17 protein-coding genes are annotated in these 19,247 nt (G+C 31.2%); 6 read left to right on the top strand and 11 right to left on the bottom strand.

Annotated features, from left to right (window positions below; genetic code table 11):
- The 3 genes from rpe to BXY80_RS02140 form a co-directional block, all read right to left on the bottom strand.
- Positions 1 to 663, bottom strand: a complete 663-nt coding sequence (gene rpe / locus BXY80_RS02150) for a ribulose-phosphate 3-epimerase (RefSeq protein WP_120200327.1) — start codon at positions 661 to 663, stop codon at positions 1 to 3.
- 138 nt (positions 664 to 801) lie between these two features.
- On the bottom strand, positions 802 to 1,665 hold the full coding sequence (locus BXY80_RS02145) for a sigma-70 family RNA polymerase sigma factor (protein ID WP_026755111.1): 864 nt from the start codon (positions 1,663 to 1,665) through the stop codon (positions 802 to 804).
- Positions 1,666 to 1,761: 96 nt separating this feature from the next.
- The gene (locus BXY80_RS02140) at positions 1,762 to 2,730 is read right to left on the bottom strand and encodes a helix-turn-helix domain-containing protein (RefSeq protein ID WP_120199569.1); all 969 of its coding nucleotides are present in this window, start codon (positions 2,728 to 2,730) and stop codon (positions 1,762 to 1,764) included.
- 117 nt (positions 2,731 to 2,847) lie between these two features.
- Between BXY80_RS02140 and BXY80_RS02135 the strand changes: the two genes are divergently transcribed.
- A complete protein-coding gene (locus tag BXY80_RS02135) occupies positions 2,848 to 3,498 on the top strand; it encodes a hypothetical protein (protein WP_147376093.1) in 651 nt (216 codons plus the stop codon).
- A gap of 59 nt (positions 3,499 to 3,557) precedes the next feature.
- Here the strand turns inward: BXY80_RS02135 and BXY80_RS02130 are convergent, their stop codons facing one another.
- Both BXY80_RS02130 and rpsO read right to left on the bottom strand, forming a co-directional pair.
- On the bottom strand, positions 3,558 to 5,813 hold the full coding sequence (locus BXY80_RS02130) for a polyribonucleotide nucleotidyltransferase (RefSeq protein WP_120199567.1): 2,256 nt from the start codon (positions 5,811 to 5,813) through the stop codon (positions 3,558 to 3,560).
- A gap of 155 nt (positions 5,814 to 5,968) precedes the next feature.
- Positions 5,969 to 6,238, bottom strand: a complete 270-nt coding sequence (gene rpsO / locus BXY80_RS02125) for a 30S ribosomal protein S15 (RefSeq protein WP_120199566.1) — start codon at positions 6,236 to 6,238, stop codon at positions 5,969 to 5,971.
- Positions 6,239 to 6,418: 180 nt separating this feature from the next.
- On the opposite strand from rpsO, the gene BXY80_RS02120 reads away from it, so the two are divergent.
- Positions 6,419 to 7,297, top strand: coding sequence for a hypothetical protein (locus BXY80_RS02120; RefSeq protein ID WP_245977141.1), 879 nt, complete (start codon positions 6,419 to 6,421; stop codon positions 7,295 to 7,297).
- Between the two features lie 50 nt (positions 7,298 to 7,347).
- Here BXY80_RS02120 and accD read toward each other — a convergent pair whose 3' ends face one another.
- From accD to tamL, 3 genes are all read right to left on the bottom strand, one after another.
- On the bottom strand, positions 7,348 to 8,205 hold the full coding sequence (gene accD, locus BXY80_RS02115; protein WP_120199565.1) for an acetyl-CoA carboxylase, carboxyltransferase subunit beta: 858 nt from the start codon (positions 8,203 to 8,205) through the stop codon (positions 7,348 to 7,350).
- A gap of 77 nt (positions 8,206 to 8,282) precedes the next feature.
- Entirely contained in the window at positions 8,283 to 9,350 is a 1,068-nt protein-coding gene (gene fbaA, locus BXY80_RS02110) for a class II fructose-bisphosphate aldolase (RefSeq protein ID WP_120199564.1), read from the bottom strand.
- 127 nt (positions 9,351 to 9,477) lie between these two features.
- Positions 9,478 to 12,003: a translocation and assembly module lipoprotein TamL gene (tamL, locus tag BXY80_RS02105; protein ID WP_317124925.1), complete on the bottom strand. Its 2,526-nt coding sequence runs from the start codon at positions 12,001 to 12,003 to the stop codon at positions 9,478 to 9,480.
- Positions 12,004 to 12,219: 216 nt separating this feature from the next.
- On the opposite strand from tamL, the gene BXY80_RS02100 reads away from it, so the two are divergent.
- On the top strand, positions 12,220 to 12,945 hold the full coding sequence (locus tag BXY80_RS02100; RefSeq protein WP_120200325.1) for a TrmH family RNA methyltransferase: 726 nt from the start codon (positions 12,220 to 12,222) through the stop codon (positions 12,943 to 12,945).
- Here BXY80_RS02100 and porT read toward each other — a convergent pair.
- Positions 12,932 to 13,645 (bottom strand): type IX secretion/gliding motility protein PorT/SprT, encoded by a 714-nt coding sequence (gene porT, locus BXY80_RS02095; protein WP_120199562.1) that lies wholly within the window; start codon positions 13,643 to 13,645, stop codon positions 12,932 to 12,934. The two genes, BXY80_RS02100 and porT, sit on opposite strands and share 14 nt — an antisense overlap.
- A 5-nt stretch (positions 13,646 to 13,650) precedes the next feature.
- Positions 13,651 to 14,379: a bifunctional demethylmenaquinone methyltransferase/2-methoxy-6-polyprenyl-1,4-benzoquinol methylase UbiE gene (gene ubiE / locus BXY80_RS02090; protein WP_120199561.1), complete on the bottom strand. Its 729-nt coding sequence runs from the start codon at positions 14,377 to 14,379 to the stop codon at positions 13,651 to 13,653.
- Positions 14,380 to 14,604: 225 nt separating this feature from the next.
- Here ubiE and trkA point away from each other — a divergent pair, with 225 nt between their 5' ends.
- From trkA to BXY80_RS02075, 3 genes are all read left to right on the top strand, one after another.
- Positions 14,605 to 15,954, top strand: coding sequence for a Trk system potassium transporter TrkA (trkA, locus tag BXY80_RS02085; RefSeq protein WP_120199560.1), 1,350 nt, complete (start codon positions 14,605 to 14,607; stop codon positions 15,952 to 15,954).
- 7 nt (positions 15,955 to 15,961) lie between these two features.
- Positions 15,962 to 17,455, top strand: a complete 1,494-nt coding sequence (locus tag BXY80_RS02080) for a TrkH family potassium uptake protein (RefSeq protein WP_120199559.1) — start codon at positions 15,962 to 15,964, stop codon at positions 17,453 to 17,455.
- A 173-nt stretch (positions 17,456 to 17,628) separates the two neighbouring features.
- Complete coding sequence (locus tag BXY80_RS02075; RefSeq protein ID WP_120199558.1) at positions 17,629 to 17,883, top strand: hypothetical protein; 255 nt, start codon at positions 17,629 to 17,631, stop codon at positions 17,881 to 17,883.
- A gap of 171 nt (positions 17,884 to 18,054) precedes the next feature.
- Here the strand turns inward: BXY80_RS02075 and BXY80_RS02070 are convergent, their stop codons facing one another.
- Complete coding sequence (locus BXY80_RS02070) at positions 18,055 to 19,239, bottom strand: pyridoxal phosphate-dependent aminotransferase (RefSeq protein WP_120199557.1); 1,185 nt, start codon at positions 19,237 to 19,239, stop codon at positions 18,055 to 18,057.
- Between the last annotated feature and the right edge of the window lie 8 nt (positions 19,240 to 19,247).

Genomic DNA, 19,247 nt, shown 5'->3' with positions numbered 1-19,247 from the left:
TTAAGAATTTGCTATAACTCTTAAATCTTTAATAGTTTCTGTTTGCGTAGTACTTTTAAAGACATAGCTGCCAGCTACTAGTACATCTGCTCCAGCATCTGCTAATTGTTTTGCATTTTTATTAGTAACACCACCATCAATTTCAATTAATGTTTTTGCGCCTTTTTTTAAAATTAATTCTTTTAATTGTTTTACTTTATTATAGGTGTTCTCAATAAAACTCTGTCCACCAAATCCAGGGTTTACGCTCATAATACAAACTAAATCAATATCATTAATAACATCTTCTAATACATTAATATTAGTATGCGGATTTAGTGCTACTCCAGCTTTCATGCCTTCATTTTTTATTGCTTGAAGTGTACGATGTAAATGTGTGCAAGCTTCATAATGTACAGTAAGAATATCACTTCCTAATTCTGCAAAAGTTTTAATATACCTATCTGGATCTACGATCATTAAATGGACATCGATAGTTTTTTTGGCATGTTTGGTAATTGCTTTTAGTACAGGCATTCCAAAAGAAATATTTGGAACAAAAATACCATCCATAATATCTATATGAAACCAGTCGGCATCACTTTTATTTACCATGGTTATATCGCGTTGTAGATTGGCAAAATCTGCAGCTAAAATAGAAGGTGCTATGAGTTTAGAGTTCATTGTAGTTGTGTTGAATTTTGCAGTAAAAGTAATGAAAAAAACAAACCCTCGGTAATCAGCCGAGGGTTCTTTCATCAATCAAAAAACGAACAGTTATGTGTAACTGTTTGTTACTTTTATTTAGTCGTAAAAAAATTACTAACCTAAATATGTTTTTAATATTTTACTTCGTGAGGTGTGTTTTAACCTACGAATTGCTTTTTCTTTAATTTGACGTACACGTTCTCTAGTTAAATCAAATGTTTCTCCAATTTCTTCAAGAGTCATTGGATGTTGATTTCCTAAACCAAAATATAAACGAATAACATCTGCTTCACGAGGTGTTAATGTTTCTAATGCACGTTCTATTTCTGTACGTAACGATTCATGTAATAAATCTCTATCAGGATTTGGAGATTCTCCAGATCGTAATACATCATATAAATTTGAATCTTCACCTTCTACTAAAGGCGCATCCATACTTACGTGACGGCCAGAATTTTTCATGGACTCTTTAACATCATTAATAGTCATATCCAGCTCTTTTGCAATTTCTTCTGCACTTGGTGGGCGTTCATGACTTTGCTCTAAAAAGGCAAATGTTTTATTAATTTTATTAATAGAACCAATTTTATTTAGTGGTAAACGAACAATACGAGATTGCTCAGCTAATGCTTGAAGAATCGATTGACGAATCCACCATACAGCATACGATATAAATTTAAAACCACGTGTTTCATCAAAACGTTGCGCTGCTTTAATTAAACCTAAATTACCTTCATTAATTAAATCTGGTAACGTTAATCCTTGATTTTGATATTGTTTTGCAACAGATACCACAAAACGTAAATTAGCTTTAGTCAACTTTTCCAATGCAAGTTGATCACCAGCTTTAATACGTTGAGCTAATTCTACCTCTTCATCGGCAGTAATTAAGTCAACTTTTCCAATTTCTTGTAAATATTTATCTAATGATGCAGTTTCCCTATTGGTAACTTGCTTGGTAATTTTTAGTTGTCTCATATATTATTCTATTATTTTGATGTGAATATACATCACTAACTAGTTATACGTAATTACACCAAAAAATGTTACAAAATGCTTGAACTTTATTTTTATTTATTCAAAATCTAGTACTTGAGTAGCTTCAATTAGGTTATACAATGCATCTATTTTTGCATAAATTTTATTAAAAAAAGTGTTGCGTTCTTTTTCTCCAGCAGTATTTAAAAGCTTAGAGTTTTGAAGTTGCTTGTTTAAAAAAACTTCTGCCTCTTTGCAAGTATGTTTATCGCTAGTTTTATAATAGGATAATAATGTGAATGGAACATATAATAGTTGTGTCTCTGGTGTGCTTACTAAAACATTATTATTCATTAAATGTAACTCATTGTAATACAATTTAAACTCAATGTCTTTAGTAATTAACTTCTTTGAAATATTTTGGATTAATTGTTTTAATAATAAACACAGATGTAAAGCTGTTTTAGTTTTTATTTGCCCAGCCTGATAGTAGAAGTTTATTTGTTTTAAGGTACTATTTATAGATGTAATATCCCATATTTCTACTGTGTTTAAATTGTAATATAAATTGCCTAATTTTTTTCCAGCTTCTATTAAAGCTGTATTTGGAGAGAAATTCTCAAAACTTTTATTGGCTAATTCTGGGTTTAATAATTTAAGCCAAACATAATATTTAAAATGACTTAAGGTGTCTCCATTTAAATTATAAAATAGAGGAATGTCTTTAGCAGAATAACAAATTGAACTATCAGACTGTTTTAATAAAGGTAATAGAGAATTATATGAGTCTTCAAAATATATTTTTAACTCAGTTTCTGTTTCTATGTGTTTTGTTTTTTCTATAGTTACAAATTCAGTACTTGTTACCTCAAATAATCTGTCTAAGGATAAATTGTAATATTTGGCTAATACAATAGTTTCTTCAATTGAGAACTTGCTTTTTGAGCTTACGCGTCTATGTGCAGCATCATAGCTAATATCTAAAGCAGTAGCAACAGCATCAATTGTTGACGTGTTTTGTGGTAATTCTTGTTTTAAATAATTTAGAAGAGCAGTTTGGTACATATCTCAAATGTATTATAATTTGTGATTATCACAAAAATTTATTTTCATCTTCTTATATTTCATAAATAAGTATGCGTTTATAGCAATAGTTTTGATTTGAATTTTAAAATCATATTTATGAAACATTACATTTTTATTCTATTGTCAGTATCTATATACAATTCAATGTTTTCTCAAAAGGATTCTATATATGTAAAAAATAACGACGATATATTTATAGATTATTTTAAAGGTGTAACAGTAAATGGAGGAGTAGGATTATTTTTACCTCAAAGAGATTTGAACAACTACTTTGGGATTGCTCCAGTAATTGAGATAGATGTTAATTTTCCTATTAAAGAAAAAACCTCTATCGATTTAGGGTTGCAATTTATAATTCCAAATCAAAAAGAGAGTTTTACTTACATAAGAACGATAGATACCTTAGATGTAAAAAGTCAATATATGTTTAACTTTTTTGTACGTTATAAAAAGAGAATAAATCAAAATTTAAAGTCGGATTTAAATTTTAATATAGGATTAGGTGTTTCTACAATAGCTACTGATGCAAGAAACCCTTTTTTTGAAGGCGAAAAAGATCAAAAAAAATATGAAATGGTTAGTGCCATTTTGGTCTTGCCAGGATTTGAATACAAGTGTAAGTTTTCAAAAGAAGCCACTTTTATTATAGGTCTAGATTTACAATATTCTCCTTATAAAATAGAGGGATCAGTTAGAGAGGATATTGGTTCTATAGCATTAATACCGAAAATCCTTTATCGTTTTTAATACAAAACCCACCATGTTTTATGGTGGGTTTTGTATTTAGAAAGATTAATTAACTATAATTAATCTTCTTTCTTATCTTCTCTAGGCTTTCTATCATCACGACGATTATCTCGTCCACGATTATCTCTTCCTCTATTGTTATCACGTCCACCGCGACTGTTATTATCTCTTGGAGGTCTGGCAACATAACCTTCTGGTTTTGGTAAAATTGCTTTACGAGATACTTTCTCTTTACGCGTTCTAGAATCTACACCAAAGTACTTCACATCAAAAACATCTCCCATATTTACAACATCAGATACATTTTCTGTACGTTCCCAAGCTAATTCACTAACGTGTAATAACACTTCGTTTCCTGGTGCATCCATATACTCAACAACAGCACCAAAATCTAACATCTTGATTACTTTTACTTCATATACGCTTCCAACTTCAGGTTTAAATAATAAAGCATCTATTTTTGCCATTACAGCATCAATACCTTTTCTGCCAACGCCAAGTACTTCAACAATACCTTCTTCGGTTACAGGATCTTCGTTAATAACGATTGTTGTATCCGTTTCTTTTTGTAATTCTTGAATTACTTTTCCACCAGGACCAATTAAAGCGCCAATAAATTCATTAGGAATACGTCTTGTTACCATTGTTGGTGCGTGATCCTTAACTTCAGCATTTGGTTGTGCAATAGTATCGGTTAATTTTTCTAAAATATGTAAACGACCATCACGAGCTTGCTTTAATGCATTTACTAAAATCTCGTACGATAATCCCTTTACTTTAATATCCATTTGACAAGCGGTAATACCATCGGCAGTACCAGTTACTTTAAAGTCCATGTCTCCTAAATGGTCTTCATCACCTAAGATATCAGATAATACTGCATATTTTCCAGAATCAGCATCAGAAATTAATCCCATAGCAATTCCAGAAACGGGTTTCTTTAATTGTACACCAGCATCCATTAATGCCATTGTACCAGAACAAACTGTTGCCATAGAAGACGAACCATTAGATTCTAATACTTCAGACACAACACGTACTGTATAAGGACAATCTTCTGGAACCATACCTTTTAAAGCACGTTGTGCTAAATTACCATGTCCAACCTCACGACGAGATGTTCCACGAATTGGTCTCGCTTCACCAGTTGAAAAAGGAGGGAAGTTATAGTGTAAATAAAAACGCTCTTCGCCTTCAAAAGATGGCATATCTATTTGGTTTGCTTCTCTTGATGTTCCTAATGTTACTGTAGCTAAAGCTTGCGTTTCTCCTCGAGTAAAGATGGACGAACCATGCGTTGATGGTAAGTAATCTACTTCACACCAAATTGGTCTAATCTCATCTGTTTTACGACCATCTAAACGTAAACCTTCATTTAAGGTTAAATCGCGAATGGCTTCTTTTTCAGCTTTGTAATAATATTTTGATATTAAATCTCCAAAATCTTCTTGTTCTTCTTCAGAAAATGTTGCTTTAATATCTTCTTTTATCTCAGAAAAAGCAGTACTTCTTTCATGTTTTGCAGATCCAGCTTTTGCAATTGCATACACTTTATCATAAGCCATGTCATGAATTTTCTTTGCTAAATCTTCGTCTGCGCGTTCTGGTTCGTATTCACGAACTTCTTTTTTCCCAAATGCTTCAGCTAATTTTACTTGTGCAGCACATTGAATTTTAATCGCTTCGTGTGCAAATTTAATTGCTTCAGCCATTTCTTCCTCAGATATCTCATCCATTTCACCTTCAACCATCATTACTGAATCGGCAGAAGCACCAATCATCATATCGATGTCAGACGCTTCTAATTGTGTTCGTGTTGGATTGATAATGAATTCACCATTGATACGACCAACTCTGGCTTCAGAAATTGGGCATTCAAATGGGAAATCTGATAATTGAATTGCTGCAGATGCTGCTAATCCAGCCATTGCATCTGGCATAACATCTTCATCATGAGACATTAATTGAATCATCACTTGTGTTTCTGAGTGATAATCTTTTGGGAATAATGGACGTAATACACGATCTACTAAACGCATTGTTAGCACTTCGCCATCACTAGGTCTTGCTTCTCTTTTAAAGAAACCTCCAGGATAACGTCCTGCTGCAGCAAATTTCTCTCTGTAATCTACTGTAAGTGGCAAAAAGTCTACTGGACTTTGCTTGTAATTGGAAACGACTGTACATAATAACATACATTTTCCAGATTGTACAACAACGCTACCATGCGCTTGTTTTGCTAATTTTCCGGTTTCGATAGAAATTTCTCTACCATCACCAAGGTCTATGACCTCTCTAAATACTTTTGGAATCATAAATTTTTTAATTCTAATTGAACATTGGTAGTTGTGTTGTGTAGTTGTTGTGTGACCAATGAAAAACTGTAATTAGCTTCTTATTTACGAATTTTCAACTCTTACGTTTGAGTTATATATAAAACAAAAAAGAGGCGCGAAGCCTCTCTTTATTATTATTTTCTTAATCCTAATTCTTTAACTATCGCACGATATCTTAAGATATCTTTTTTAGTTAAGTAGTCAAGTAAACTTCTTCTTTTACCTACTAACTTTACTAGTGAGCGCTCAGTATTAAAATCTTTACGATTTTGTTTTAAGTGTTCAGTTAAGTGATTAATTCTGTAAGTAAATAATGCAATTTGCCCTTCAGCAGAACCTGTGTTCTTTGCATCTTTACCATGTTTTTTAAAGATTGCCTCTTTTTCTTTTTTGTCTAAATACATGCTAATATTTTTGTAAATGATTTTTATGTACACGAAAGTTTTTCTTTCGATCGGCAAATATAGTTATTTTTTATGATTTGCAACTATTTTGAAGCTTAGTTTTAAGTTTTTTGATGACTCATTTTAAACCTTTAAGCAAGATTTTGGTCTTAACATTATATTAACAATAAAAAATGAGTTATGAATTTACTTAGAAACAAACACAAAAACATCGCTAAGATTGGTGCTAGTATAGTATTAATGTTATCATTTATAGTTTTAGGGTTAACATTTACAAGTTGTAGTGATGAAGAATCTGTAGATTCTGATGAACAAAGTTTAGAGATTTCTGAAGTTGAATTATCTTCAGAAGTTGATGCTGCAGCAATTGTAGTTGGTGATGTTATTATTAATGTTTATGAAAACGAAGAATCTAATGTAGAAGACAGAAATGCAAGTAATACAATATCTGGTTTGCCAGAATGTGTTACAATAACTGTTGTTGCTCAACAAGGATTTAGAGAAGTAACGGTCGATTTTGGAACAGAAGGCTGTATGGTGTATAATCATTTGCTAAAAGGGCAAATAGTATTTTCTTATACAAGAAATCCGGAAGCTCAAGAAGTATTAATAAGCTATGCTTTGGTAGATTTTTATTTTGATGCTAAAAATGTAATAGGAAGTAAAACTCTATTTAAGCAATTATCTAATGATAATGGAAATCCTCAATTTACGCACACATTAGATTTAACGATAATATGGCCAAATGGCGCAGAAGCTTCTAGGGAAGGTTTGAAAATTAGAGAATGGGTAGAAGGTTTTCAGAGTGGAATTTTTAGTGATAATGTATTTGAAATTACAGGAAATTGGACAACCACATTTGTAAATGGAAACACACATACTTACGATGTAGTGATTCCTTTGCGACGCGAAGTAATATGCTTTTATTTTGTTAGCGGAAGTGTAGATGTACAGCGTACAAATTTTGGAGGTACTTTTGATTATGGTAATGGCGATTGTGATAATCAAGCAACATTTACATTTAACAATGGAACTATGATTGATGTAACTTTGAACTAAGTTATGGATATGAAATAAAAAAGGCGAGCCAATTGGCTCGCCTTTTTTATTTATGCTCTTAACGGTTGGTTTGAGATTAAATCGATGTATTGATTTACTTTATCTTTTAAATGTTTTCTATGAGTAATAAAATCTAAAAACCCATGTTCTAATAAAAACTCTGATGTTTGAAAACCTTCAGGTAATTCTTTTCCAGTTGTATCTCTTACAATCCTTGGGCCAGCAAAACCAATTAATGCTCCAGGTTCACTAATATTAATATCGCCTAGCATAGCAAAAGAAGCTGTTGTTCCTCCAGTTGTTGGGTCTGTACATAATGAAATGTAAGGGACTTTGGCGTCTGCCAATTGTGCAAGTTTTACTGATGTTTTTGCTAATTGCATTAAGGATAATGCAGCTTCCATCATACGCGCTCCACCTGATTTTGAAATAATCATAAATGGAATTTTTTTCTTTAGCGCATAATCTGCAGCACGAGCAATTTTTTCTCCTACAACAGAACCCATAGAGCCACCAATAAAGCTAAAATCCATACAGGCAATTACTAAATCGTTACCTTTAGATTTACCAACGGCAGTTCTAACAGCATCTGTAAGATTTGTTTTTTCTTGTGCAGCTTTTAAACGGTCTGGGTATTTTTTTGTGTCCTCAAATTTTAAAGGGTCTTTTGAGCTTAAACCAGCATCTAACTCTTTAAATTTATTATCGTCAAAAAGAATTTCAAAATATTCTTTACTTCCAATTCTAACATGATATCCGTCTTCTGGACTTACATAATAGTTTTGTTCTAATTCTTTAGTGTCTACTACTTTTCCAGTTGGAGACTTATACCAAAGACCTTTGGGAGTGTCTTTTTTTTCTTCTGTTGACGTTTGTATTCCTTTATCTTTTCTTTTAAACCAAGACATATCGATTTCCGATTTTAGATTGTATTTTTTAGATTTTATTAAAAACCTAAATCTTAGGCAAAATTAATGTTTTTATTTTAAAGTGTATTTACATTATTTAAGTCTTCAAAGGCCTTTTTTAAGCGTGTTACAAAAGCATTTTCTCCTTCACGCAACCATTTTCTTGGATCATAATACTTTTTATTTGGAACATCATCACCATCTGGGTTTCCAATTTGAGATTTTAAGTAGGCTTCTTTTTCGCCCATGTAATCACGAACTCCACTCATAAATGCATACTGCATGTCTGTATCAATGTTCATTTTAATAACGCCGTAACCAATAGCTTCTCTAATTTCTTCGATAGTTGAGCCAGAACCACCATGGAAAACAAAATCGATATGGTTATGAGGTAGATTGTGTTTTTTAGATAAAAACTCTTGAGAATTTTTAAGAATCTTTGGTGTGAGCTTTACATTGCCAGGTTTATAAACACCATGAACATTGCCAAAAGCAGCTGCAATTGTAAATTGTGAGCTAATTTTACTTAATTCTTCATAAGCGTAAGCAACTTCTTCTGGTTGTGTGTATAGTTTAGAATCGTCTACATCTGTATTGTCTACACCATCTTCTTCACCACCAGTTATACCTAATTCTATTTCTAGTGTCATACCCATTTTACTCATACGTGATAGGTATTGTTTGCAGATTTCTATGTTTTCTTCAATAGGTTCTTCACTCAAATCTATCATATGAGAGCTGTATAAAGGCTTACCAGTGTCTGCAAAATGCTTTTCACTTGCATCTAGTAAACCATCAATCCATGGCAATAATTTTTTTGCACAATGATCTGTATGTAAAATAACTGGAACGCCATAAGCTTCTGCCATTTGATGTACATGTTTTGCTCCGGCTATAGAGCCTGCAATAGCTGCTTTTTGGTTTTCGTTGCTTAGCCCTTTTCCTGCATTAAAGGCTGCGCCACCGTTTGAAAACTGAATAATTACTGGAGAGTTTAATTCTGCTGCAGTTTCTAATACGCCATTTATACTGTTAGAACCAATGACGTTAACTGCTGGTAAGGCAAATCCTTTTTCTTTTGCAAGACTAAAAATGTCTTGAACTTCTTTTCCTGTTGCAACTCCTGGTTTTATGCTATGATTCATGATGTTTTTTAATTAAAATTCTAAAATCAAAAGTAATCAATTTTTGATTATATACTTGCCATTTTTAACTGAAGTTAAACTACAAAACTACGAAAACAATATAGGTTTAAAAATGTTGATTTAAGCTTTAAAAGGGGTAGTTAAGGCCAATGTTGTATACTGCATTTGCAAAATTGTAATTTTTGAACCAACGATTACCTAAACCTCGTGATGGCTCGTAGGTTTTAAAACCAATATCGCCTCGAAGTACAAAAAAGCTAAAGTCATAACGTAAACCAAAACCTGAGCCTATAGCAATATCTTTTAATGATGATATGCCTTTAAATTCTGTATCATCAGTTCCAATATTATCAAACACATTCCAAATATTTCCTGTGTCTGCAAATAAAGCGCCTTTAAATTTACCTGCTAAATCAAATCGGTACTCCACATTTAATGCCAATTTTAAATTTGCTTCATTAAAATCTAAAATGCTTTGGGATTTTCCAGGGCCTAGTTTGTAAGCTTCCCAAGCTCTATTATCGTTAGCTCCGCCACCATAATAACTTTTAGAAAAAGGGATGTTTTTTGAATTTCCGAAAGGGATTGCAATACCGCCAAAAGTTCTTAATGCTAATACGTTATTGGTTGTGCCACCTAAACTCCAATGTTTAACATAATCAACTTCAGCTTTAACATATTGTGAATATTCAACTCCAAAAATTTGATAATTACCTGTGTCATTCTTTTTAAAGTTTAAAGGTTTGGCTAAAGCAGAAAATAAATTACCTGCAAGTTCTAGTTTTGTTTTAAAAAGAGAGAAGTTTTCGTCATATAAGTTTTCTCGATTGTTTTTAGAAAATGTAAAGTTAGACGCAAATATTAAATTGTCTTGTGTGAGTCTAAATTGCCTTTCTGAGATACTTAAAATGGTTGAAAAATCATCGCTTTCTGGAGTAATTGTTGTGTTTCCTGAAAAGACATCATTTATAAAAGCATTTGTACCTTCAGGGATGCTTAAACCAGAAGTAGTATAGCCAATGTTTTGAGCAATGCTATTTAGTGAATCATACGAACTGTTGTAAACATTAAAATAATTTGCAGAATTCACGTTTTTAATAAATTGAATATTAAATAAACCAAAATTATTTGTGATTTTAGTAGAAGGATTCCATTTGTAATTAAAAAGACCATTAATGGTTTGTTTGTCTAAACCTATATTTTTCTGGCTTGTAGCTCCCAAACTAATTCGTGTTGTTGGAGACATGTATTTTGGTATAATTTTATCTGTATTAAATGGAGAGAAAATTCTAGGAATTGTTAACTTTAAATCAGCTCCAAGCTCATTAATATCAAAAAAAGCATCTTTAGTTTCAGATGCGTCTTTAGATGCCCCAATGGCTCCTAAAACTGAAATTTCTAAATTTTCTGCACCTCTAAAAATGTTTCTAATTATTAAGCCTGTTCTAAATGAAAACCCTAAGGTTTGAATATTACTTTGTGTTACATCAAAATCAAAACCTAAATCGTATTTCTTTTTTGGTACAAGAAAAATATTTGCAGTTAGTGTTGTGTCATTTTTGTTTTCGACATAAGTTATACTTGGGTATCTAAATGCTTGCAACTCACTTAAATACCTATAAGTTCTTGTTCTATCTATATCTTTAAAAACCTCACCTTTGCTAATAAAAACAGCATCGGTTAATGCCTTAGGTCTGTAGTTTAGTTTATTAAAACTGTACAAGTTAAAATTATTATATGTTGTAGAGTCTTTAATCTTTGAACCTCGGTTTTGATAGTCTGTATAAATGTTTACATTTTTTATTTTATAAATCTTGAAAGGTTTTCTAACTGTAGAATCTCCGTTTCTTATGGCTCTGTTTTTTATTAAAAGTTCAGTGTTTACTTTTTTAGTAGCATTTATAGTGTCTATATTAAAAGAAATATAGTCTTGATCAAAATAGTATAAACCAGAGTTTCTTAACGATGAGGTTAGTCTGTCACGTTCATTTTTAAAGTTTGAGGCATCATACTGTTCTCCTTTTTTTAGTAAAGAGTTCTGTTTTAATTGTTGTTGGTATAATGAATTAATAATTGGAGATTCTATTTGTTCAGTTATAGAATCTAATGTATGTGGTTGACCTGTAACTATATTATATGTTATTGATGCTCTTTGGTTTTCTGTTTTATCAATGTTATAAGATGTTTTTACATCAAACCAGCCTTTAGCGAAAAAGTATTTTCTTAAGTTTTCTGTTGTTTTTTTTGTTTTTTCTTCATTAACAATTACTGGAGCTTCACCGGTTTTTTTTAACCATTTATTTATACCTTTTCTTGATTCTAAATCTTTATTTAATTGTTTTTTTGAAAGCAGTTTTGTTTTCCATGATACTTTTCTTGGGTTATCATAAATTTTTGCTTTAAGAATCGAATCAATATTAGGTCTAGCTAGATTATAAATGTGAAGTCTGAGCGGAAATCCTAATAATTTGCCGTTAGGTTTTTGATTGATTTGATCACTTACGGTTTCGCTATTATCTTTTTTGTTATTTACTAAAACTTCATTATCTGTAAGTAAATAATCATTTTTAGCGACACGTTTCATAACATTACAGGACGATATTAATCCTGAAACTAGTACAATTAGTGTTATGTTATAGAGTGCGTTTTTCAATCAATAATTATTAAATATGTAATCAATTCAAATTTACATTTTTTAAGTTGTTATGTCATGTGTCTTTATTATTTTATTAAATCGGTCACATGCTGTTCGCTATTATTTTTTCTTTTTAAGTGATAAAACTAATATGCTCGTTTCATAACAAAAATTAGTCCAAAAAAGTATTACTTTGTAATGCATTTTACACATAACAAAAGTAAATACATTTTAATGTTAACAAAGAGTCATATAAAATTAATTGCAAGTTTAAGTCAAAAAAAGTTTAGAACTCAACATCAACTCTTTATTGTTGAGGGTTTAAAAGGAATAAAAGAATTTTTAAATTCTAGTTTTGAGTTACATCAACTCTTTAGCGTTGAAAATGTATTTAATGTAGAAGCAATCTTGGTGTCTAATCAAGAATTAAAAAAGATAAGTAGTTTAAAAACGCCTAATACAGCGTTGGCTATTTTTAAAATGCCAAAACTTAAACCAATTAATGAAAACGTTTTAGTTGTAGCTTTAGATAATGTTAGGGATCCAGGTAATTTAGGAACAATTATAAGGTTGTGTGATTGGTTTGGTATTAAAGATTTAGTTTGTAACTCAGCAACAGTAGATTGTTATAACCCAAAAGTTGTGCAAGCAACCATGGGCTCGTTAAGTAGAGTCAATATTAGTTACTTAGATTTGCCACAGTTTTTAAAAGAAATAAAAGTTGAAACATTTGGGACCTTCATGAATGGCAAAAATATCTATATTCAAAATTTGCCAAAGCAAGGTGTAATAATTTTAGGAAACGAGGCTAATGGGATTTCAGAATCTGTAGAGGCTGTTATTGATAAAAGAATAAGTATTCCAAGATTTGGAGATACTCAAGCAACAGAAAGTTTAAATGTAGCTACAGCTACAGCAATTGCATTAAGTGAATTTAAAAGAGGTTTTACTGAAATGTAAAGTTTATAAAGAAGCCTCTTGTTTTCATGGTATTAACATTACTTGTCCAGGGACTATTAGGGTCGACATCTTTTACAATCTCGTCGTTTAAAGCAAATACACCACGTATTGAAGGCGTAAACTTAAACCAGTATAAATAGAAATCTATACCAAAACCAAGTTCATAAAACACCATGTTTTTTTTGGTTCTAAATTGGCCAACACTATTATCATCAGGGTTTTCTTGATTACTAGATAAGTTTAATGCTGTAGAGAAACCACCAACAATAAACGGTTTAAAATTATTAAAACGTTTTGTAGATACTTTTAAAAGTAATGGAAAATGGACGTATGTAGATTTTACCTCTCTAAGCAAATCAGAATCGTTATGTTCAATGCCATTAAAATAACTTTCACTATACTGTATATTTCTTTGTGTGATAAACAAACCTGGTTCGAATCTTAAATTTAAGTATTCGTTAAGTCTTAGATCAGAAATTAAACCTACATTAAATCCAGAAGTAGTTTCAACTAATATGTCTTCTAAATCTTGTTTGTATGTAAACTGAAAATCATAGTTGTTTAATCCCAGAAAAAAACCCCAAGATAAACGCGCTTTATCAAAATTTTCATTATTCTTTATTTTTTCCTTACTAAAAAGTTGAGCAGAAGCACTTTGTGTTATAATTAATAAGGTTAAAGCAAAAAGTATTTTTTTCATAAAAACTATTTATAAGCTGCATAAATTGTTGCAACGCCAAATGTTTGTGGTTTGTCTTCAACGTTATTAAACCCAATTTTTCTTAAAATATTGTTTAAAGCTTCGCCAAAAGGAAAAACAGAAGCAGAATCACTAAGGTACTGATAAGCACTCTTATCTTTAGAAAACAACCTACCAATTGTTGGTAAAATGTATTTAGTATACATAGTATAACCTTGTTTAAATGGTGTTTTTGTTGGTACAGAGGTCTCTAAAATAACAAAAATTCCGTTAGGTTTTAATACTCTATGTATTTCTGAAAGTCCTTTTTCTAAATTCTCAAAGTTACGTACTCCAAAAGCTACGGTTATAGCATCAAAAGTGTTATCTTCAAAAGGCAGATTTTCAGAATCTCCAATAACCATTTTTATAACATGGTCTAGGTTTTTTTTAGCAATCTTTTGTCTACCAACTTCAAGCATACCATCGCTAATGTCTAGCCCAGTAATTGCTTTGGCATTAGTTTTTATTAAGCTAATAGCTAAATCACCTGTTCCTGTAGCAATATCTAAAATGGTTTCTGGTTTTGTTTTAGTTACAATGTCTACAACCTTATTGCGCCATTTAATATCTATGCCAAAAGAAATAACACGATTTAAACCGTCATACTCTTTAGAAATGTTATCAAACATTTGAGTGACTTGTTGCTTTTTGTTTAAATCGCTATCTTTATATGGAGTAACTTTTGAAGCCATTATTTTTTTGGCAAATATATGACAATCGATTAGTTTTATATAATTAGTAGTGTACTTATTATATTCAAATCTAAACTTAAGCATTCATATATAATTGTAGTATATTTGTATGTTTTTTGAATAAATTTATAGATGAAACGAGCATGTTAAATTTTTTTCTTTTTTTATGAGGAATATTAACTGCGAACAGCATGTGACCGTTAAAAAAACAATAGATATAAACACATGAAAATAATCATTGCTGGAGCTGGTGAAGTTGGATTTCATTTGGCAAAATTATTGTCTTACGAGTCTCAAGAAATTACACTCATAGATATTAATAAAGAGAGTTTGAGTTATGCAAACGATCATTTAGATATTAGAGTAATACGAGGTGATGTAACATCAATTGCTATTTTAAAAGAAGCAAGAATAAATACTGCCGAACTGTTTATAGCAGTAACATCTTCAGAAACTACAAATATTACAGCTTGTGTACTTGCTAAACAACTTGGAGCAAAACGAACTATAGCCAGAATTTCTAACTCTGAGTTTATAGATCAAAAAGATGAAGTAGGATTTACCAAGTTTGGTATTGATGAATTAATTTCTCCAGAGTTATTAGCTGCTTCAGAAATAGAATTATTGCTTAATCAATATGGTTTTAACGATAGTTATGAGTTTGAAAAAGGAGCGTTAACCATGTTAAGTTTGCGCTTATCTAGAACAGCAACTTTTATAGATAAAACAGTTAGAGAAGCTGCTCAAGTGTTTCCAGAACTTCATTTTGTGCCTATAGCAATACAGCGTTTCGGGACTCAGTATACAATTATTCCTCGAGGCGATACGCAATTTAAAGAAGGTGATAAGGTGGTTTTCATGACTTCAAAAGGAGGTGATGATGAGCTTATAGAGTTGTCTGGTAAAATTAAAGCTGAAGTTAAAAATGTAATGATTCTTGGAGGTAGTAATATTGGACAAAAAACAGCTTCAGATTTATGCGAAAATAAGTTTAATGTAAAACTCATTGAGAATGATAAAGAAACAGCTTTTGATTTGGCAGATGATTTACCAAACGCTTTAGTTATTAATGGAGATGGTAGAAATGTTGATCTTCTTGAAGAAGAGAATATTAATGAAATGGATGCTTTTATTTCTGTAACAGGAAACTCTGAAACCAACATTATGTCATGCCTGGTAGCAAAATCTAAAGGTGTGAAAAAAACCATTGCTTTGGTTGAAAACATGGATTATTACCAATTATCACATTCTATTGGTATAGATACCTTAATTAATAAAAAACTACTAGCTGCAAACAATATTTTTAGATATATAAGAAAAGGAAAAGTGGTAGCAATGACAAAGCTTAGTAATATGAATGCTGAGTTGTTAGAATTTGAAGTTACCTCGAAATCAAAAATTACTCGAAAGAGAATTAAAGATTTAGATTTTCCGCGTTCTGCAATTATTGGTGGTGTTATAAGAGACGAAAAAGGAATTATACCTTTAGGCGATTTTCAGGTTGAAGTAGGAGATAAAGTAGTAGTTTGTAGTTTGCCAAGATCAATTTCTAAAGTAGAAAAGTTTTTCTTTTAACTAGTATATGAAACTTAATTTTAAAATCATTTTTCATTTTTTTGGATTGCTGCTATTATTTAATGGAGGCTTTATGTTATTATCTTCTCTAATAAGCTTAATCTATAAAGATGGAGTAACATTAAAATTGTTTCTGTCTGGTGTTTTTATACTTCTTGTTGGAGTTTTTTTGATGATTGGCACAAGAAATCACCGAAAAGAACTAAACAAACGTGAAGGTTATATTGTTGTTACTTTTGGTTGGGTAGTTATGGCCTTGTCAGGAACCTTGCCTTATCTGTTAACCGAATCTATACCAAATTTCACAAATGCTTTTTTTGAAACCATGTCTGGTTACACCACAACAGGAGCAACAATTTTAGACAATATTGAAGCTGTACCAAAAGGAGTTTTATTTTGGAGAAGTATTACACATTGGATTGGTGGTATGGGAATTATTGTGCTTGCAATAGCTATTTTGCCACTATTAGGGATTGGTGGAATGCAATTATTTGCTGCTGAGGCTCCAGGACCTAATGCAGACAAATTGCATCCTAGAATTACAGATACAGCCAAGCGTTTATGGCTTATTTATTTTGGTTACACAGCAGCAGAAACTATTTTGTTAAACCTTGCGGGAATGTCTTTCTTTGATGCTATTAATCATTCAATGTCTACTTTGTCTACTGGAGGATTTTCAACAAAAAATGATAGTTTAGCTTTTTGGAATAATAAACCCATAATACAATACATTGTTATTGTATTTATGTTTTTAGCAGGAACAAATTTTGTGTTAAGTTATTTTGCGTTTAAAGGAAAAGTTCAAAAAATAGTTAAAGACGAAGAGTTTAAGTTGTACTTTAAATTTATAGCTATTTTTACTGTACTTGCAGCTCTAATTATATACTTTAAAGCTGATGCATCTGCGTCTTCAATAGCACACCCAATGGTTTTAGGAAAAGCAGAAAGCTCATTTAGACATGGGTTGTTTCAAGTATTATCTGTAGTTACAACTACTGGTTTTATAACTGCAGATTATACCTTATGGACCCCTTTTTTAATGGTATTCTTTTTTGGTATAATGTTTCTTGGTGGATCAGCTGGTAGTACATCTGGAGGTGTGAAAATTGTCAGACATTTGATACTGATTAAAAATGGATTTTTAGAGTTTAAACGTGCTTTGCATCCTAATGCAATATTACCTGTGAGATATAATAGAAAGTCTATATCTGGAGATATTGTATTTAATATTCTAGGTTTCTTTATTCTATATATGCTTTCATTTATTATAGGTGCACTTGTGTTTTCTATGTTTCAAATTGATTTTACATCTGCAATAGGATTGTCTGCGTCTAGTTTAGGAAACGTAGGGCCAGCACTTGGGAATTTTGGACCAGTAGATAATTATGCAGCACTACCAAGTTTAGGTAAATGGTGGGCAGCTTTTTTAATGCTTATTGGTCGTTTAGAACTATTTACAGTATTGATTCTTTTAACCCCTTTTTTCTGGAGAAATAGATAATTTTCATTATCTATTTTAAAAATATTTTTAAATATTTTCAGTATCTCGATTTATTAATATTTATAGGTGTTTCTCAATTTTAATCTTTGATTTTTAGTTGTTTAAACGAATACGAGTTGTAACATTTTATTTAATTGCACGTCATACTTGTATAACCAATTAAATTAATCATCATGGAATTAGTATTAACATCACAAGATTTAGAGCCATTACCCAAACAGGTATTTATTAAAGACATTAGCAAGCCAGAAGGCTTATTAAATTCAAACTACAAAAGTATTGTAAAACGTAATTACAATACATTAAATTCAACATCTGTTTTTGGTATTAGACAGCATATTAAGAGTAGACAATATAATATCACTTCAAGCATTGAAACTGTTTTAAAACTGTCTGTTTTTGTAATTGCCTTAGTAGTAATTTTATAAGCTACTTTATAGACAGGCCTTTTTAACTGATTTTATTGAGTTAAACTCAAACTATCTTTTACATTTTTGAATAATAATTTTCTCACTTACTAAGAGCTAGTTAAATAGTTACTTGCTAGTAAAGAAAAAGCCACTAATTGTAGTGGCTTTTTAATGCGTGTTTGGGTTAGTTTAGCTAACAACTTCTTTTATACGCTTTATAGCTTCAATAATTTGTTTTTGAGATGCAGCATAAGAAATACGTATACAATCTGGGTTGCCAAAAGCGTCGCCAGTTACTGTTGCTACTAAAGCTTCTTCTAATAAGTACATAGAGAAATCTGTTGCATTTTGTATTGTTTTTCCTCTTAATGTTTTTCCGAAATAATGTGTGATATCTGGGAATACATAAAAAGCACCTTCTGGTACATTGGTTTTAAAACCTTCTATATCATTTAATAAATTCAAGATAAGTTCTCGTCTTACTTTAAATTCATCGATCATATATTGCACTTTAGTCGGTGAAGCATTTAAAGCTGTTATTACTGCGCGCTGCGCTATACAATTTGCACCACTTGTTACTTGACCTTGCATTTTGTTACATGCACGGGCAATCCAGCTTGGAGCTCCAATATAACCTATTCTCCAGCCAGTCATGGCAAATGCTTTAGACACACCATTTACGGTTACAGTACGCTCAAACATGTCATTAAATTGAGCCATACTTGCATGACCTCCAATAAAATTTATATGTTCGTAAATTTCATCAGAAACAACGATGATATTTGGGTATTTTTGTAAAACATTTGCTAAAGCACGTAATTCTTTTTTGCTATAAACAGAACCACTTGGGTTGCAAGGCGAACTATACCAAATCATTTTAGTTTTTGGAGTTATAGCAGCTTCTAATTGTTGAGGCGTCAATTTAAAATCGTTTTCGATTGATGTTTTAACCTCTACAGGAACACCTTCATTTAGCTTTACAATATCGCTATAACTTACCCAATAAGGACAAGGTAAAATAACTTCATCTCCTTTATTAATTAATACAGCAGCTACATTTGCTAAAGCTTGTTTGGCACCTGTAGACACTACAATTTCTGGTAAATTATAATTAAGATTATTATCTCTTTTAAACTTGGTAATAATTGCTTCTTTAAGTTCTACATAGCCATCAACTGGCGTGTAAGAATTAAAGTTATCGTCTATAGCTTGTTTAGCAGCATCTTTAATAAAATCGGGTGTGTTAAAATCAGGTTCACCTAAACTTAAGCCTATAATGTCTTTTCCTTCGGCTCTTAATTCTCTGGCTTTTGCTGCCATAGCTAATGTGGCAGACGTAGACATTTTTGTAACTCTATCTGAAAGTAAATTCATCTATTAAA

It is taken from the genome of Ichthyenterobacterium magnum (assembly GCF_003610635.1).
Lineage (GTDB): Bacteria > Bacteroidota > Bacteroidia > Flavobacteriales > Flavobacteriaceae > Ichthyenterobacterium > Ichthyenterobacterium magnum.
The sequence above is the reverse complement of the archived record's forward strand: the minus strand, read 5'-3'. Positions and strand labels throughout refer to the sequence as shown.

What these genes read in the sequence shown, in the direction of transcription:
- rpe (WP_120200327.1), bottom strand. Translation starts at nt 663, where the DNA reads ATGAACTCTAAACTCATAGCACCTTCTATTTTAGCTGCAGATTTTGCC.
- BXY80_RS02145 (WP_026755111.1), bottom strand. Translation starts at nt 1,665, where the DNA reads ATGAGACAACTAAAAATTACCAAGCAAGTTACCAATAGGGAAACTGCA.
- BXY80_RS02140 (WP_120199569.1), bottom strand. Translation starts at nt 2,730, where the DNA reads ATGTACCAAACTGCTCTTCTAAATTATTTAAAACAAGAATTACCACAA.
- BXY80_RS02135 (WP_147376093.1), top strand. Translation starts at nt 2,848, where the DNA reads ATGAAACATTACATTTTTATTCTATTGTCAGTATCTATATACAATTCA.
- BXY80_RS02130 (WP_120199567.1), bottom strand. Translation starts at nt 5,813, where the DNA reads ATGATTCCAAAAGTATTTAGAGAGGTCATAGACCTTGGTGATGGTAGA.
- rpsO (WP_120199566.1), bottom strand. Translation starts at nt 6,238, where the DNA reads ATGTATTTAGACAAAAAAGAAAAAGAGGCAATCTTTAAAAAACATGGT.
- BXY80_RS02120 (WP_245977141.1), top strand. Translation starts at nt 6,419, where the DNA reads ATGAATTTACTTAGAAACAAACACAAAAACATCGCTAAGATTGGTGCT.
- accD (WP_120199565.1), bottom strand. Translation starts at nt 8,205, where the DNA reads ATGTCTTGGTTTAAAAGAAAAGATAAAGGAATACAAACGTCAACAGAA.
- fbaA (WP_120199564.1), bottom strand. Translation starts at nt 9,350, where the DNA reads ATGAATCATAGCATAAAACCAGGAGTTGCAACAGGAAAAGAAGTTCAA.
- BXY80_RS02100 (WP_120200325.1), top strand. Translation starts at nt 12,220, where the DNA reads ATGTTAACAAAGAGTCATATAAAATTAATTGCAAGTTTAAGTCAAAAA.
- porT (WP_120199562.1), bottom strand. Translation starts at nt 13,645, where the DNA reads ATGAAAAAAATACTTTTTGCTTTAACCTTATTAATTATAACACAAAGT.
- ubiE (WP_120199561.1), bottom strand. Translation starts at nt 14,379, where the DNA reads ATGGCTTCAAAAGTTACTCCATATAAAGATAGCGATTTAAACAAAAAG.
- trkA (WP_120199560.1), top strand. Translation starts at nt 14,605, where the DNA reads ATGAAAATAATCATTGCTGGAGCTGGTGAAGTTGGATTTCATTTGGCA.
- BXY80_RS02080 (WP_120199559.1), top strand. Translation starts at nt 15,962, where the DNA reads ATGAAACTTAATTTTAAAATCATTTTTCATTTTTTTGGATTGCTGCTA.
- BXY80_RS02075 (WP_120199558.1), top strand. Translation starts at nt 17,629, where the DNA reads ATGGAATTAGTATTAACATCACAAGATTTAGAGCCATTACCCAAACAG.
- BXY80_RS02070 (WP_120199557.1), bottom strand. Translation starts at nt 19,239, where the DNA reads ATGAATTTACTTTCAGATAGAGTTACAAAAATGTCTACGTCTGCCACA.